Genomic DNA, 15,350 nt, shown 5'->3' on the forward strand with positions numbered 1-15,350 from the left:
AAAAGGTGCCCACTAAACAAGGCACCTTTTCATATTGTTAATATCACTTCACAGGGACTAAAATCGTGAAAGAGATATCGTCCTTTTTTAAATTAAATTTGTCAGCCTTAATTTTTAGATCACTTTTTAATTTTAATTGTTGCATGTGAACATAAACTTGGTGATCATTTGGTCTAATCTCGACTCCCTTTGGCAGCTTATAGTTTTCACTAATAAAGTTTAAAACATAGGCGATTGGTAAATGTAATTTACCCACTGACATTGATTTTTGCTCCAAGACTAAATCGCCGTTTTTTTGTGCTTTTGGCTCGAACGTTAGTTTCAAGTTTAATTTTTCACTAAAAAACGGGATAATCCCATAAAGTTCTACTTCATCTCCCAAGAGGACACGATAATCAATGGAAGAATCTGATGCCTCTTCTTTAAGATAATGGTTAATAAGCCTATTTAAGTCATACTTATTTGATTGTACATGAAAGGATACATACTCTCCTGATAGACTATTTAGGTTACTGATTTTCTTTTCATCCGTTGGAGTCATCACTAATGATAATAAAATAATTGCAATCAAAAGATTGATTCCGATCAAGATAAGGAACCCAATTTTCCATTTATTTTTCATCTAATTCTCCTCAGCACTGACCGTATATGGCTTTTTCTCAAGGTCAGGTAATACTAGTTTTCCCAATGTCTCATTAAGCCTTTCTGCTATCAGCTCATATCCCTTATCATTCGGATGGAAATTATCCGTATACAAAAGATTTTCAGCTGCATTCAAAAATACGTCCTCTATGTTAACAAAATAAGCATTAGGATAATTGGCAATCACATTTTGGCCGGTTAGATTCCAATCGGCAACAATTTCATCCAGTTCTTTAATATCCGAAAACCACTTTGAAAATGGATTGTATAAACCTAATAGCACAATCGATGCATGAGGGTTTTCCTGGAGGATTGTCTCGATAATTTGGGTTACATGGTTCCGATAGGCCTCTTTTTCTTTTATAAAATCAGAAACTTGCAGATCTGAGATATTGTCTTTTATGACTTTCATAATATCATTACCGCCAATAGTAAGAATAACCAAATCTGCTTTCTGCAATACAGGCTTCATTTCTGGAGATTGAAGTCTTTTTAAAAGCTGTGTCGTCCGATTACCTTTTACCCCAAAATTATAAAAATCCACCTCTTGTATTCCTTTTTCTTTTTCGAGCATGGTTTTTAAATAAGGCAAATAGCCACCCTGTTTCGTACTATCACCTACACCTTGTGTTAAGGAATCACCTGCAGATAAGACAGTCAATTTTCGGGGAATAAAATCAGCAGGGATTTGTTCAAAAACTTGAGCAGAGACTTTTTTCTCTTGATGCAACTCCAGCGGATTTGACTGGCTGCACGAACATAAGAAAAAACCTGAAAGAATTAGCAGGGGGAAAAACTTTTTCATCTTCATTTCACCTGCCTTCTATACTATTTTTATTATACCACGACCATAATCATTCAAAACAAATTGTACTTTATCTCCTATTACCGTCAAAAAAAATAGACCATGAAAAGGTCTATTGCAATGCCTTGATATCGTGGATTATTTCATCAAAAGGTACATTCTTATAGCCGCTGTATGTTTTTTTAATATGACCTTGTTTATCCACTAAGTAAAGGTAAGTCTGATGAATGACTTGATTGCCTTCCTCTGGTTTTTTAACAATCGTCTTAAAGGTTTTAGCGGCATAGCTTTCAATAAAATCTTGAGAATAACCTGTTAGGAACGTCCAATTTTTGAAATCCACACCAAATTGATTGGCATAACGGGTTAATATTTCAGGTGTATCGACTGTCGGATCAACACTAAAGGAAACAAATTCAACATCCTTCAAGCCTTCCTTTTCGACCATTTTTTGTAATTTAGTCAAATTTGAGGTCATCGGCGGGCATACATCTGCACAGCTGGTAAAAATAAAATCGGAAATCCAAATCTTGCCCTTTAAATCCTTTAAACCTAATGGTTTGTTGTCTTGAGTTGTTGCCGTAAACTCATTTACAGGCCAATCCACGGCATTTTCAATTTTATTTTCCCCACATGCCGACAATAAAAGGGTACTAATAATGACAAATAATAACAGAAAGCGGACCTTCATCCTATCACCTACAACTTTTTCTATTTCACTTCGCAAATAGTGTATCAAAGTTAAGAGTCAGATGAAAGTAAACCGCCTTCTTTAATCGACGACCCCTGTTCGTTCAATGGTATTTTTTATATTGACGTCAAAGGTTGCATGTTTATATTTTTCTCGCCACTCTCGCATCGTTTCCGGTTTACCTCTATCATGGGCTTCATATTCATTTCCAAATCCAACTGGATCAATTCCTAAAGCTTGAAAATGAAGAAGTAATTTCTCTACATTCTTTTGCATGACTTGATTAAGATTTTTTTCAAGAAACTTCATGGATTCGGGAGTACCCAAATCCATGGCTTCCGACATTTCTAATAATCTTGAATCTAACTTTATATTTACTTTAAAATGGAGATTTTTTTTATCCACTAATTTAATTTTTGTTTTTGTTCGAATATTATCAATGGTTAAAAATACTTTATTGTAGACAGGATCATCCGAAAACTTTTGCTTTTTTAATAATATATTCTTTAAATGTTTCCTATCAAAGCCAATTTCTTGAGACCCGGCTTTATAGGAATCGATTAATATTTTTAAATAGAAAAGTTTTCCTTGGGTTACTTCATCTACTAAACGGTCATTTTTAAACAGACCTACACCCGAAATGACGACATTATTATTTTTTATTTTTAGAATTGGAAGTACGGGATCCATACCCACTTCATATAAATTATGGTTAAACTCGTGCAAGGTAGGGGAAATAATTTGTTCACCATCAACATTTTGTTGAATCAAATTATATACATATGTTCCTAGATTTAAATTGGCTTTATTTTGACCATTTTTCAAAACCTCAGATGCGGACTTGTCCGCAATGGTTAAATAGACCATATTTCCAATCGATGCATCTCGATTTAATGTATCGACAAGCTGGATAATACCTTTCTCAGCAAGTTCTCTACTGTAGATCACGGTACGCATCTGGCCGGAAACCAATCTTTGGTTAGATTGTAAATTTTCTCGCTGCCGTAATCCCTTGCTAGTCTTTGCTATGGATGTTATGACTCTTGATTCCGTTTTTGTCAAAGGATCAAATTTTTGAACGATGACGGTTCCCTTAATTTTATTTTTCTCAACCAAATCGTATCCTGAAATGGTTATAAGACCTAATTTCTCAAGTGGATTTTGCTGAACACAGCTCGTATTTAACAGTACGACTAGTAAAACAACAAGGATTAAGGTTGTTTTGCGATTATGGATCTTCCACACGTGCGTGTTTCCTCCTTATATACCACTTTTTCATCAAAACAATCATTGAAAGAAGGACTGGGTAACATATGGCAAACACAAAACCTATGTGTGCAACAAAATCTGTTACTTGATTCATTTGATACCTTGCTTTTATAAAAAAAGTTCCTCCCCATACGACTAGTGCAATCATCCAGATTCCTTTTCTTTGCTTCCAGTTCATGACCCTGCTAAACCCTTTTGATATTGCCCATAAATACCCACACATATTTGGCAATATGATTAACATCCAAAACGAAACAGCAATAAATTCAAATCGCTCTAAATTAGGCAATCTAACGATTTTGAACATCGACAAAACGGGCCATATGGTTCTTGCTAAGCCGTTTTCCGCAAAAAAAGTTATCGAAATCAGTGTAACTAGTGTAAAAGTGATTGTTGTATACAAATTACCTATTTGCGAAAACAAAAATACCTTCTTTTTCTCTTTTACATATGGATATAGAAACATCAGTAGTTCGAAACCTAATAGTGACAGTGTCGTTTTATAACTTCCTTTTAATAACTGGAGGAAATCCACATTCAAAATAGGAAAGATGTGTTTAGGATCAGAATAATGAACCGGCACAATTAGGATGAAGATTAACCAAGCAGTCCCCATTACTGAAAGGAAGGCTACCCCTACAACTACGCGGATTCCTCCATTTACCGCATAGGTGGTTAAAAGAATCAATATAAGTGAGATTTGCCATGTTCGTAAATCAGGAAAAATCCATACTTGAACAATTTCAATATAATTCATTAGGATGATAAAATAACAGAACGTCATATAAACCATATACAGCACATTCATGGTATTTCCAAGCCATTTCCCAAAAACATCTACTTGGATACCATATAAATCTGCACTATCATATCTTCTTAGCATTAAAACCATTGCTGCTAAAACAACAGAAGTAGTAACTCCTCCTAAAAAGACAGAGATCCATGCGTCATGTTTTGCCGCTAAGAAGACAATTCTAGGTAATCCAACTATCCCTACTCCTGTTTGGAATCCATGTATGATAAAAATTAGGAGAGCTGCATTAAATAGTAAACTTTCCTTTGGATGTAAATCTACTTTCATTCTAACCGCTCCTATTCATCTACATCCTTTTTCTTTGCCTTTTTTTCAGAAAATCTAGTATCGTCCCCAGGATGATTCGTTAATGGTCTTTTGGCAAGATATTGAGATGGCAGTTTAAAAAAACTGTATCTTAGATCCTTCCACCTAAAGGGATAGACGGGAGAAAGGTAGGGACTGCCTACCGTATCTAATCTAATAAGATGGATTAGAAGAAAACAAAATGAAACCATGATCCCAATGCCACCCCATAATCCAGCCATTAATATAATTGGGAATCGAATCATACGAATGGAAGTCCCCATTAAGTAACTAGGTGTTGTAAAAGAACCCAAAGCACTTAAAGCAATGATTATGATTAAAATATTACTCGTGAACCCGGCATCAACTGCTGCTTGACCAACAACAATACCACCAACGATACCCATAGTTTGACCCACTTTTGTTGGCAGTCTGGCACCGGCTTCGCGTAAAAGTTCAATAAAAAATTCAAGAAGCAGTGCTTCAAATACGGGCGGAAAGGGAACGTTCGACCTTGATTGTCCTAAGGAAACAAGCAAGGGGGATGGAATAACTTCATAATGGAAGGTCAAAACCGCCACATAGGCGGGTGTAAGAAGAACGGATATAAATGCTGCCAGTAAACGCAGAAGACGTAACGCAAGGCCCATGTTCCAGCGCATGTACACATCTTCTGTCGATTCAAAAAAAGAAAAGAATGGTGCTGGTCCATATAAAGCATCGGGACTTCGATCCATTAACACTACTACTTTGCCGCTCATTAAAGCAATCGAGGTTCGATCAGGCAGCTCGGTTGTGACTAATTGTGGAAAAACCGTCCAACTATTATTTTCAATTAATTGTCCAAGGACGGTACTGCCTGCCACATGGTCTATCTTTAATTGATTTATTTTCTCGCGAAAGTTGTTTATATGTACTTCATCGGCTATGTCCTTAATATAGATAAGCTTGGCTTTTGCTTTTGACCTAGTTCCAATCGTCATATCTTCCATACACAAGTTTAAATCTTTAATGTTTTTCCTTAAAATATTAATATTGCCATCAAGTGATTCTGTAAAGGAAATTTTGGGGCCATAAACTAGTGATTCCGTTTCTGCCTTTTCTATTCCTCGTTCAACTGTTTTACTAACATCAGCTAGTATCCCATACGGCTGTCCTTCGACATAAATGTAAACCTTACCGTTGTTAATACCTTCTACCACATCTTCTAATTGATTATGAGCAGATAAATTAGCAATGGGAAGAATTTGTGCAAGGGCTTCAGAAGTCCATTCCGATAGAGGATGCTCTTGAATCGGACCGATTGCAAATTGATCAAGACTGGTATTATTAATCAGGCTATCAATATAACAAAAGACTAATTTTTGTCCATTTCGTTTTAACGTTCTAAAAGTGAGATTTTCTCCCACATGGAGTAGATTTTTTATTTGTTCCTTTAATTCATCAATATTGTGACTATGGGTTTTCATTTCCGCTAGGGATTTTTTCCCGGTGATCCATTTAAACATGTGCAACACCTTTGTTCCATCAATTTTTTTTATTTTTACCAAAAAATCTATTAATACCCAAAATCCGCTCTTTTTTTAATGAAAAGGTTCATCTTTTACTTTTCGGAAAATTATGATATTATGAATGAGCATTCAGTCGTAATGCGTTTAAAAATAAGCTTAGAGGTGATGGCAGTGAAAAAAATTGGTCCAATTGTGTTAGTAGAAGGAGCAAGTCTAAGTAAGGTTCCGTATTCTAGAAGTCTCTATATCGACTGTCCTGAAAAGGTACTGATTGATACTGGTGCGGAAGCCAAGCATCTTAAAGAAATTGACCAAGAGTTCGGTGTAAACCTAATTATGAATACCCACTACCACCCTGACCACACTCTCCATAACCATCTCTTCGAGGGCGTGACCAAATTGATTAATCCAATTGAATTTGAAACATCGTTAACCGTTGAAGGTGTCGCTAGTGTTAATGGAGTATACCAGGAATGGGGATTTGCAGGCGTTGAAAGGTGGAAAAAAGCCCTTCCCCAGGAGTTAGTGAAAAATCTCGGAGAAATTTCTGGAGCGTATGAGTATGAAACAGACTATAAATTCGGAGAGGTTAAAGTAACATTTTTACACACGCCAGGGCACACGAGCGGTCTAGCTTGCCCTTACTTTCCAGACTTGGGTGTTGTTTTTAGCGGCGATTATGACATGACCTCGTTTGGACCTTGGTATAATGGGACCGATGGAAATATAGAGGAATTTATTGCCTCAGGCAAACGGCTGTTGACCCTTGATGCTGATACCTATATCACAGGGCATCAAAAAGGCGTTTTTTCTAAGCAAGAATTTAACGATGCAATGGATAAATTTCTTGCCATTATTGAGCGGCGAGACGAAAAAATCACCCGCTATGTTCAACAGGGATTGACCTTTGAGGAATTAACGAATATCGGCATTTTTTATCCTAAAAGGACCTTAGAAAGCACTATCCTCAAAACGTGGGAACGTGTTGGGATACGCAAGCATTTATCTAGGTTAGGTCTTGAAGTTCCCGAATCGAATGGTAAACTAGTCAAGACAAAATGAAATGGATGGTGTCATTAGACTACCATCCATTTTTATAAGCTTTATTCCGTATAATACATTAACGCAAGCGCCCCCGGTCCAGTATGGGTACTAACGATCGGACCTGTATAATCCATTTCCACCGCCTGATACCCGGTTAATTCGTAGATACTATCCTTAATTTTTGCCGCTAGCTCATATGCCTCTGCATGAGCAATCCCAACACCACGAATGGTTTTCCCCTTGATATCCTCAGCAAACTGCTTGGCCATGAATTTAACAACCTGAGAATGGCTGCGAACTTTTGTTACGGGATTATATTCTGCCCCTTCAAGCGAGGCAATTGGTTTAATATTTAAGAGTGAACCAATAAAGGCCTTTCCTTTCCCAATTCGCCCACCTTTAACTAGGTTCTCTAACGTGTCGACCATGATATACAATTTGGTATGTTCACGTATGATTTCAAGCCTCTCAAGTATTTCCTCCATGCTCTTCCCCTGCTGAGCCAGCTCGGCTGCCTCCTTCACCTGAAAAGAAAGGGCTTTCGAAATAAACTTTGAATCAACAACCGTTACTTTGGTGTCTGTCATTTGGGCTGCACCTTCTGCAGACCGTACCGTTCCGCTCATTTTTCCTGTCATATGAATGGATAAAACCTCATAGCCCTCTTCTCCAAGACGGTCATAGACTTCCAAAAATGCACCTGTCGCAGGCTGGGAGCTTTTAGGTAATTCCTTCGAATCACTCATATTTTTAATAAATTCAACTGGATCAATCTCGACCCGGTCTAAGTAGTTTTCTCCATTTATAGTTACAGTCAAAGGTACAATAATAATACCAAGCTTTTCTATTGCTTCGTTTGATATGTCTAAGGTTGAATCGGTTACAATTTTGATTTTGCTCATACATTCACTTCCCTATCATTTCTTCTATGTATTATACAGGTTTCAGCTTTTGATGAAAACAAGATTATTGTTCTTTATAATGTATTTGTACAGATATAAAACTGGGTGAAGGAACAGAATAAAAAATAAGCTAAAAGCCCACATTCTGCACGATAGAATGTGGGCTTTTGCTTAACATATTCTAGGAAACATGGTACCTGATAATCTCGTTAACAAACGTTTTGAGCCAAGCGGAGTTTCTAATAGCAATTGTCCCCTTCCTTTGCTGATGATACTTCCGATTACCACCGCATCCCTGCCCTCTGGGAACTCATGCAATATATCAATCACATTTTCTTTCTCATTGTCAGCAACAACGATAATCGCTTTCCCTTCATTTGCAAGGTATAGTGGATCAAACCCTAATAGGTCACAAACCCCATGCACTTCTTCCTTTACAGGAATGCTTACTTCATTTAGTTTCATTGTCAAATGAAAGTCTTCAGCAATTTCAACGAGAGTAGTGGCAAGTCCGCCTCTTGTCGGGTCACGCATGATCCGCACTCCATCCGTTTGCTTTAGTACTTCTTCTAGCATTCTATTTAACGATGCACAATCACTATTAATGGGCACAGAAATGCCAAGTTCACCTCTTGCTGCTAAGACAGCTACACCATGATCGCCTATTGAACCAGATACGATGATCGCGTCCCCTTCTTCAAATTCAAGACTGCAATCCATTCCAGGCTCATATAGTCCAATTCCTGTTGTATTGATGTATACTCCATCCGCGCTGCCGCGTTCAACTACCTTCGTATCGCCAGCAACAATTGTTACACCCGTTTTTCGAGCTTCATTGGCCATATCAGTGACAATTTTCTTTAAATCAGAAATGGGAAAACCTTCTTCAATCACAAACCCGCAAGTTAAAAAAACTGGCTTTGCACCACTTACGGCCAGGTCATTGATTGTCCCTGCCACCGCTAACTTCCCAATGGAACCGCCTGGAAAGAAAATCGGTTTGATCACAAAGGAATCAGTTGTAACGGCCATTTTGTGTGTTGTTATCGTGATGGCTGCTGCATCTAATAGAGCTTTATTCCCGTCTCCAAATGCTGCTATGAATACTTCTTTGATTAACCGATGGCTTAATTCCCCGCCATCCCCATGAGCTAAGCTAATATATTTCTCCATTAGAAAGTCTCCCTCATGTATTGATAATATGCTGCACAGCTTCCTTCTGCCGAAACCATACATGGGCCGATTGGGTTCATCGGGTGGCAGGCCTTTCCGAATAACGGACAATCATTCGGTGAAATTAATCCGCGAATTACCTCCCCGCAGCGGCACTTCGTTTTCCGTGGTTCACCTATCACCACTGGAAAGCGTATTTTGGCATTAAACTGGGCATATTCTGGTTTTAAATCGAGTCCGCTGTTCGGAATAACACCAATGCCGCGCCATGCCTCATCACATTCCGTTAAATACTGCTCCATCCAGTGATGAATGACTTGATTACCCGTTTTTGTGACAACAGCAGGGTGGTTATTTTCAATCGCTACCCTTTCCGTTAAAGCCAGATCAATCAACTTATAAATACTTGAGAGTAGTTCTGCTGTTTCAAAACCAGCAATTACACCCGAAATTTGATATTCATCGACTAAATAGTGATAGGACTCTTCCCCCAACACAATTGATACATGGCCTGGAAGCAAAAATCCATCTAAATTTACTTCACCGGCATCAAGTAAGTAGCGAAGAACAGGTTCAACTAGTTTGGTTGTCATCCAAATCGAAAAATTGGTAATCCCACGTTTTTCCGCTTCACCTACCATGAGTGTCAAAATAGGGATGGTCGTTTCAAAGCCTACCCCCAGAAAAATAACTTCTTTGTCAGGATTGTCTGCAGCCGCTTTTACCGCATCCATTGGGGAATATAGGACACGGATATCCTTGCCGGCTATCTTGGAATCTAACAATGTTTTGTCTGAACCAGGGACCCTCATCATATCGCCAAAGGTACAGATAATCCGGTTTTCCCCCTCGGCCAAGGCAATCATGGCATCAATCGAACGTTGATCGGTTACACAGACTGGGCATCCTGGACCGGAGATAAGATTCACATCTTCCTTCAAACATTGCTTCACACCTGACCGCGCAAGTGTCATCGTGTGTGACCCGCAAACCTCCATAAAGGCTGGCCTCCGGCCAAATTTTTGCTGGAACTCCTTTGCCTTTTCAATGACGGCGTCCACTAAGGGCTTACAAATTTCCGGGTTATTAGATTGTTTCAGAATTTCGAGCATTGATAAGCCTCCTCCATTCTGCCACACTCTGTTTTGCATATGTCTCGTCAACAATACTCATGGCTTGGCCTGCATGAACAATGACGTAATCACCAAGGTCAACTTCAGGAACAAAAATGGTCCCGACTGTTGTCTTTGAACCCATCACATCAACAACTGCACTGTATTCCATTTTCTTTACAATTTTTGCTGGTACTCCAACACACATGATGAAACCCTCCTTTTTGCTTCAGCAACCACTAATTGTCCATATGATAAGCCCCCGTCATTACACGGAACCTTTTCAGGCACAAACACATGAAAAGACCTTTTGCTTAATTCAGCTGCAATCCTCTTTCTGAGGTAACGGTTATGGAAACTTCCACCTGATAATACGACTGTCTTCTCGGTAGAAGGATTTTTATTATTTAAAATTTCCATAGCTGTGACAATCGCTTGGACAACGGATTCGTGAAATCTGCCACTTATTAAATGAACATCTATCCCCAATAATCTATCTACAGCAATGTCCTTTATCATTTGGGAAAAATTAATCGTTAACAACTCTTTGTCTATTAATTCAAAGCTGTATGGTTCGAAAAGGATCTTGTCATCAGTCAGTTCGGCTAATTGAATCGCTGCTTCCCCGTCATAACTAGACACTTTCGTTACACCGCAAAGGGCACTAACGGTATCAAACAGCCTGCCACATGTACCAGCATAGCTAGTGTTTACCTTTGCATCGATCATCTTCCCCAAAATATCAATCTCAAAAGCTTTATCTGTAAAAATAGACTTAGCGAGTGATGTCCCTTCGTCACCTTGCAGGGAAATTAACATGGCGGCAGCATTCCGCCACGGTTCGCGAATACACTTTTCACCTCCGGGAAGAGGAGTATAGTGTAAATGAGCTAAGCGATTAAACCCTGCTGCATCGCCGTAGAGGATTTCAAATCCCCAAACGTTACCGTCCATACCATATCCAGTTCCATCAAGGATAATCCCATAAGATTGACCGGAAATTTGGTGTTCCTCCATACAGGCAGCCATATGGGCATGATGATGCTGAACTTCAATCACTTCTTCGAACTCGTATTCTTTTACTAGTTTGTGAATATAGTAGTCTGGGTGTGCATCGATGACCGCGGTGGTTTTAGGAATATTAATCCACTTTAATAGATGCTCCATTTCTTGTTTGTAATGGTTAATGGTTTCGATATTTTCCATGTCACCAATATGTGGACCGACAAAAATCTGCTCATTACGACCAATCGCAAAGGTTGTCTTTTGCTGTCCACCAAACGCAATGATTCCAGTCATCTTTTGCCTTGTTGGAAAAGGGTCTGGGACGTATCCCCTTGACCGGCGAAGAAAATCCAATTTTCCATCATTGAATTGAACAACCGAATCATCAACAGGATGAAGAATTTCACGGTTATGAACCAAATAAAAATCGGCAATACCCTCTAAATAATGAAAAGCCTCCTCATCCTTGTATAGGATCGGCATACCAGATGGGTTAGCACTAGTCATCACAAGACATGATAGGTTTGGATCCGTAAAGAGTAAGTGATGGAGCGGTGTATAAGGAATCATTACCCCAATCGTACTCATTTGGGGTGCTACGCTTTCTGCAAGTGGATCCTTTTCATGTTTCTTTAAGATCACAATCGGTGATTCCGGGCATTTCAACAATTCACTTTCGGCCTTACTTACTTGTGCAAGCTCCTCCACTACTGATATAGAAGCAGCCATGATCGCCAGCGGCCGCAATGGCCGGTTTTTCCTTTTTCTTAATGCAGCCACGGCCTGCTCATTCCTAGCATCGCAGCACAAATGATAGCCGCCAATTCCTTTAATCGCTAATATCTTTCCTTCTTTTAGTAACTGGACAGTAGTTTTGATTGGATTTTCTGAAGCAACCTCCAAGCCATTCTCGTCATGTAAGCACACTTTCGGTCCGCAAGTTGGACAGGCAATCGGCTGGGCATGATGACGTCGGTTGGTTGGATCCTCATACTCTTTTTGGCAATCCTCGCACATTGGAAAACCTTTCATCGAGGTATAAGGCCTGTCATATGGTAATGACTCAATAATCGTGTACCGCGGCCCGCACTGGGTGCAATTGATAAATGGGTATTGATAGCGAAAATCATTTGGATTGTTCATTTCATGTAAGCAATCGTCGCATGTTGCGGAATCGATGGGGATAATGAGCATCGATGCACCGCAGCGTTCACTTTGAATAATCTTAAAATCGGTATGATACTGGGGCTCAGTCTTCTCTACCTCTATCTCATTTATTTTTGAAAGTCTAGGTGCATTATGTTTCAAGTCCCATAAAAAGGTATGAACAGCCGCTGAATTTCCTTCAAGATGAATTTTGACGCCATCCATATTATTTTGTACAGTGCCATTTAGCTGGTATTTATCGGCAAGCTGGAAAACAAATGGGCGGAAGCCGACGCCTTGAACTCTGCCGCGAACGGCAATCTTCACTGCTGTAAACATTTGACGTATGCTCCTTCAATCCAAGCAAACCATTCATACAGCCCTTCCTGGGTACGCGCAGAAAGTGGGAGTAAATTGGACGCTGGATTGATTTCCGTTAAATCCTTTCTTGCTTCCTCCACATTAAAATCAAGGTATGGAAGTAAATCAATTTTATTTACCAGCACAAGTTCAGTCCGCATGAACATTTGTGGGTATTTGGGGATTTTATCATTTCCTTCTGGTACACTTAAAACCGCCACTTTATGGTGCTGCCCTAAATCATAGCCGGATGGGCAAACGAGATTTCCCACATTCTCAATAAAAAGAATATCAATTTCTTCTAAATCAAGTTCTCCTAATGCCGCGGCTATCATGCGTGCATCCAGGTGACAGCCACCGTGGGTATTAATTTGTACGGCCCTTGCCCCCATTGCTCGAAGCCGATCGGCATCCCTTTCGGTTGCTAAATCCCCTTCAATCACAGCAATTCGATATTTGCCTTCTAGCTCTCGAACTGTTTCTTCGAGTAATGTCGTTTTTCCCGCACCTGGGGAACTCATTAGATTAATCACCAAGGTTTTTGTAGTTTGGAAAAGCTCGCGGTTAAAGTCTGCAGCCTTATTGTTATTTGTCAACACATCTGTTCTTAATATCACTTTCATTCTCCATTACTCCCCTCGTATGATAGAACCTGAAATGTTTCCCCTGTCAGTACCTTTCCAGATGGGATATGACAGGTTGGACATAAGGCAATTTTCTGTTCGGGCCTGTACACCTCTCCACAAAGCACACACTTTGCCCTTGCTTCTTCTAGATGAATAATCAGTTCTGCTTTGGCAGTAAAAAAATGAAGATTTTGATCACGGAAAATCTCAAATGCCATTTGTAACGCATCTGGCATGGTATTAGCAATTTCTCCAACGATTAATTCAACCTTTTCTATCTTTTGAATACCATTTGCAGCAGCATCCTCTTGTACAAGCTGGAGAATATCTCCCATTAACGCCATTTCATGCAAACCAACCACCCTGTTTCTTATCCTTTTGAAACCCAATCAAATAAAGACCATCCTTCCGTTTTAACGGGTAGGATTTAAGCTGTAAATCACCGAAAAGTGTCTTAAAATTGTATTCTTTTTGACAATTCAAACATTTTACACTTGAATATAGTGTTGTGACTATAATAATGTTCGAACATACAGGACAGACTCCATCCCTTGCCTGCATGTTCGTACCATTACGTGTTACGATTACGGGCTTGCCGCAAATAAATTTCATTTCAAGATTGGAAGATAGCTCCTGTACTTGCAAAAAAGGGTGCCAAGTGATGCCTATGGCACGGTCGGCTGCAACTTCCACCTTTTTCAAATCCTCACTAAAAAAAGGCTCATAAACGGATTTTACCGTTTGAAAAAGGCTGCCTGTCATTTCCTTTAGAAATTCGCCCCGTCTCATGACACACTTCTCCACCGAGTGATTTGTTCCAATACCACGTTAGCCAGCTCTTCAAGCTTGCTTTGGTTAGTCTCGGTCAACCCAATTCCTAATTGTAAGGAGGTCGGCTGCATCCCAAACATGACAATTTGCTTTGGATAACGTTCACGCATTTTTGCAGCGAATAAGACTTCTTGAAAACCTAGCTGATGAATGGACATTTTGATTCCAAAGTAAGCCGGAATCTCATCACCCTCCAATGTAATGATCGTCCCACCTTCCTTACCGGCATTGATGGCATCAATGATAATAAGGTTTTCGGCATCCTCAACAGGTCCTAGCAATTTCATCCCGTCGGTTAAACCCTCGATGATTTCAATATCTTCATCATTTTTTAATGCATCTTCAAGGATTGGTAAAAGGTGAATGCCAACACCCTCATCAGAAAAGAGGGTGTTGCCAATACCAAGAATCGTAATTTTATTTTCCATTTTTTTCACCAACTGATTTATTCGTAGTTGTTTTGTAGCCTGTAATCATGGATGAGATGGAGCCATTCCGTTCAAGATAGTCATCACGGAAGGCCATGTACACATGAATCAGTGTAAATAACATAAAGCCCCATGCAGCAAGATGATGCCAGGAACGAATCGAAAAGCTTTCACCGCCAAACAGATAAGGAATCCAGACAAACAGCTTTGCCCAAAAGGATTCTTGCTGCGGTTCAAAGTACATATAAAACCCGGTCATCATGACGATCCATGAACCAAGACCAATAAAGATCCAGTAGCTTAACTGCGCCAATGGGTTATGGCCTACATAATGAGGCTTTTTATTTTTTAAAAATAAATAAAACTTAATCGTTTCCACTACTTCTTTCCAAAAGACCCATCTAAGCGGGTTAGATGTCGCAAATTTATTTCCGATTGCTACCCAATACAAACGAAATAGAAGGTTCGCGACAAAGATAAATGCAGCAAAAAAGTGAATATATCTCATCCAGCCCATTAGGTTGGAATAGTACGCTTCTCCTGGAATTCCAGCCGAGGCAAATGGTTTTCCTATATAAATCCCGGTCCCCATTAATACTAAAATGGCGAGCATATTTAACCAGTGAAAAATCCTGACAGGTAATTGCCAAACATAGGCCCTCACTTCATTTTTTACCATCTTGTAAACGATGGGTCTTTCTGGGTG

General features: G+C 39.4%; 17 protein-coding genes. 1 reads left to right on the forward strand and 16 read right to left on the reverse strand.

Features of this window, described 5'->3' with window-relative positions:
* Window positions 1-43: 43 nt before the first annotated feature.
* The 6 genes from AC3ANL_RS16610 to AC3ANL_RS16635 form a co-directional block, all read right to left on the reverse strand.
* Complete coding sequence (locus AC3ANL_RS16610; RefSeq protein ID WP_488325517.1) at window positions 44-622, reverse strand: YpmS family protein; 579 nt, start codon at window positions 620-622, stop codon at window positions 44-46.
* On the reverse strand, window positions 623-1,447 hold the full coding sequence (locus AC3ANL_RS16615; protein ID WP_488325518.1) for an SGNH/GDSL hydrolase family protein: 825 nt from the start codon (window positions 1,445-1,447) through the stop codon (window positions 623-625).
* A 112-nt stretch (window positions 1,448-1,559) separates the two neighbouring features.
* Complete coding sequence (locus AC3ANL_RS16620) at window positions 1,560-2,138, reverse strand: SCO family protein (RefSeq protein WP_488325519.1); 579 nt, start codon at window positions 2,136-2,138, stop codon at window positions 1,560-1,562.
* 81 nt (window positions 2,139-2,219) lie between these two features.
* A complete protein-coding gene (locus tag AC3ANL_RS16625; protein ID WP_488325520.1) occupies window positions 2,220-3,383 on the reverse strand; it encodes a Ger(x)C family spore germination protein in 1,164 nt (387 codons plus the stop codon).
* On the reverse strand, window positions 3,367-4,488 hold the full coding sequence (locus AC3ANL_RS16630) for a GerAB/ArcD/ProY family transporter (RefSeq protein WP_488325521.1): 1,122 nt from the start codon (window positions 4,486-4,488) through the stop codon (window positions 3,367-3,369). Before AC3ANL_RS16630 ends, AC3ANL_RS16625 begins: the two co-directional genes overlap by 17 nt.
* Window positions 4,489-4,499: 11 nt before the next feature.
* Entirely contained in the window at window positions 4,500-6,014 is a 1,515-nt protein-coding gene (locus AC3ANL_RS16635; RefSeq protein ID WP_488325522.1) for a spore germination protein, read from the reverse strand.
* Window positions 6,015-6,182: 168 nt separating this feature from the next.
* On the opposite strand from AC3ANL_RS16635, the gene AC3ANL_RS16640 reads away from it, so the two are divergent.
* The gene (locus AC3ANL_RS16640; RefSeq protein WP_488329754.1) at window positions 6,183-7,079 is read left to right on the forward strand and encodes an MBL fold metallo-hydrolase; all 897 of its coding nucleotides are present in this window, start codon (window positions 6,183-6,185) and stop codon (window positions 7,077-7,079) included.
* A gap of 41 nt (window positions 7,080-7,120) precedes the next feature.
* Here AC3ANL_RS16640 and AC3ANL_RS16645 read toward each other — a convergent pair whose 3' ends face one another.
* The 10 genes from AC3ANL_RS16645 to cybH form a co-directional block, all read right to left on the reverse strand.
* Window positions 7,121-7,963: a DegV family protein gene (locus AC3ANL_RS16645; RefSeq protein WP_488325523.1), complete on the reverse strand. Its 843-nt coding sequence runs from the start codon at window positions 7,961-7,963 to the stop codon at window positions 7,121-7,123.
* Window positions 7,964-8,134: 171 nt separating this feature from the next.
* On the reverse strand, window positions 8,135-9,136 hold the full coding sequence (gene hypE / locus AC3ANL_RS16650) for a hydrogenase expression/formation protein HypE (protein WP_488325524.1): 1,002 nt from the start codon (window positions 9,134-9,136) through the stop codon (window positions 8,135-8,137).
* Entirely contained in the window at window positions 9,136-10,248 is a 1,113-nt protein-coding gene (gene hypD / locus AC3ANL_RS16655; RefSeq protein WP_488325525.1) for a hydrogenase formation protein HypD, read from the reverse strand. The genes hypE and hypD overlap by 1 nt, the downstream gene beginning before the upstream one ends.
* On the reverse strand, window positions 10,223-10,456 hold the full coding sequence (locus AC3ANL_RS16660) for a HypC/HybG/HupF family hydrogenase formation chaperone (protein ID WP_488325526.1): 234 nt from the start codon (window positions 10,454-10,456) through the stop codon (window positions 10,223-10,225). The genes hypD and AC3ANL_RS16660 overlap by 26 nt, the downstream gene beginning before the upstream one ends.
* Window positions 10,426-12,738: a carbamoyltransferase HypF gene (gene hypF, locus AC3ANL_RS16665; RefSeq protein WP_488325527.1), complete on the reverse strand. Its 2,313-nt coding sequence runs from the start codon at window positions 12,736-12,738 to the stop codon at window positions 10,426-10,428. The genes AC3ANL_RS16660 and hypF overlap by 31 nt, the downstream gene beginning before the upstream one ends.
* On the reverse strand, window positions 12,723-13,382 hold the full coding sequence (gene hypB / locus AC3ANL_RS16670) for a hydrogenase nickel incorporation protein HypB (RefSeq protein WP_488325528.1): 660 nt from the start codon (window positions 13,380-13,382) through the stop codon (window positions 12,723-12,725). Before hypB ends, hypF begins: the two co-directional genes overlap by 16 nt.
* Window positions 13,379-13,747 (reverse strand): hydrogenase maturation nickel metallochaperone HypA/HybF, encoded by a 369-nt coding sequence (locus tag AC3ANL_RS16675; protein WP_488325529.1) that lies wholly within the window; start codon window positions 13,745-13,747, stop codon window positions 13,379-13,381. The genes hypB and AC3ANL_RS16675 overlap by 4 nt, the downstream gene beginning before the upstream one ends.
* Complete coding sequence (locus AC3ANL_RS16680) at window positions 13,731-14,174, reverse strand: hypothetical protein (RefSeq protein ID WP_488325530.1); 444 nt, start codon at window positions 14,172-14,174, stop codon at window positions 13,731-13,733. Before AC3ANL_RS16680 ends, AC3ANL_RS16675 begins: the two co-directional genes overlap by 17 nt.
* Window positions 14,171-14,644, reverse strand: coding sequence for a HyaD/HybD family hydrogenase maturation endopeptidase (locus AC3ANL_RS16685; protein WP_488325531.1), 474 nt, complete (start codon window positions 14,642-14,644; stop codon window positions 14,171-14,173). The genes AC3ANL_RS16680 and AC3ANL_RS16685 overlap by 4 nt, the downstream gene beginning before the upstream one ends.
* Complete coding sequence (cybH, locus tag AC3ANL_RS16690) at window positions 14,634-15,323, reverse strand: Ni/Fe-hydrogenase, b-type cytochrome subunit (RefSeq protein ID WP_488329755.1); 690 nt, start codon at window positions 15,321-15,323, stop codon at window positions 14,634-14,636. Before cybH ends, AC3ANL_RS16685 begins: the two co-directional genes overlap by 11 nt.
* Window positions 15,324-15,350: the final 27 nt, after the last annotated feature.

It is taken from the genome of Neobacillus sp. DHD-1R, from assembly GCF_057747995.1.

Excerpts from the sequence above, each read along its gene's own strand:
- AC3ANL_RS16610 (WP_488325517.1), bottom strand. The coding sequence starts at position 622 with ATGAAAAATAAATGGAAAATTGGGTTCCTTATCTTGATCGGAATCAAT.
- AC3ANL_RS16615 (WP_488325518.1), bottom strand. The coding sequence starts at position 1,447 with ATGAAAAAGTTTTTCCCCCTGCTAATTCTTTCAGGTTTTTTCTTATGT.
- AC3ANL_RS16620 (WP_488325519.1), bottom strand. The coding sequence starts at position 2,138 with ATGAAGGTCCGCTTTCTGTTATTATTTGTCATTATTAGTACCCTTTTA.
- AC3ANL_RS16630 (WP_488325521.1), bottom strand. The coding sequence starts at position 4,488 with ATGAAAGTAGATTTACATCCAAAGGAAAGTTTACTATTTAATGCAGCT.
- AC3ANL_RS16635 (WP_488325522.1), bottom strand. The coding sequence starts at position 6,014 with ATGTTTAAATGGATCACCGGGAAAAAATCCCTAGCGGAAATGAAAACC.
- AC3ANL_RS16640 (WP_488329754.1), top strand. The coding sequence starts at position 6,183 with ATGGCAGTGAAAAAAATTGGTCCAATTGTGTTAGTAGAAGGAGCAAGT.
- AC3ANL_RS16645 (WP_488325523.1), bottom strand. The coding sequence starts at position 7,963 with ATGAGCAAAATCAAAATTGTAACCGATTCAACCTTAGACATATCAAAC.
- hypE (WP_488325524.1), bottom strand. The coding sequence starts at position 9,136 with ATGGAGAAATATATTAGCTTAGCTCATGGGGATGGCGGGGAATTAAGC.
- hypD (WP_488325525.1), bottom strand. The coding sequence starts at position 10,248 with ATGCTCGAAATTCTGAAACAATCTAATAACCCGGAAATTTGTAAGCCC.
- AC3ANL_RS16660 (WP_488325526.1), bottom strand. The coding sequence starts at position 10,456 with ATGTGTGTTGGAGTACCAGCAAAAATTGTAAAGAAAATGGAATACAGT.
- hypF (WP_488325527.1), bottom strand. The coding sequence starts at position 12,738 with ATGTTTACAGCAGTGAAGATTGCCGTTCGCGGCAGAGTTCAAGGCGTC.
- hypB (WP_488325528.1), bottom strand. The coding sequence starts at position 13,382 with ATGAAAGTGATATTAAGAACAGATGTGTTGACAAATAACAATAAGGCT.
- AC3ANL_RS16680 (WP_488325530.1), bottom strand. The coding sequence starts at position 14,174 with ATGAGACGGGGCGAATTTCTAAAGGAAATGACAGGCAGCCTTTTTCAA.
- AC3ANL_RS16685 (WP_488325531.1), bottom strand. The coding sequence starts at position 14,644 with ATGGAAAATAAAATTACGATTCTTGGTATTGGCAACACCCTCTTTTCT.
- cybH (WP_488329755.1), bottom strand. The coding sequence starts at position 15,323 with ATGGTAAAAAATGAAGTGAGGGCCTATGTTTGGCAATTACCTGTCAGG.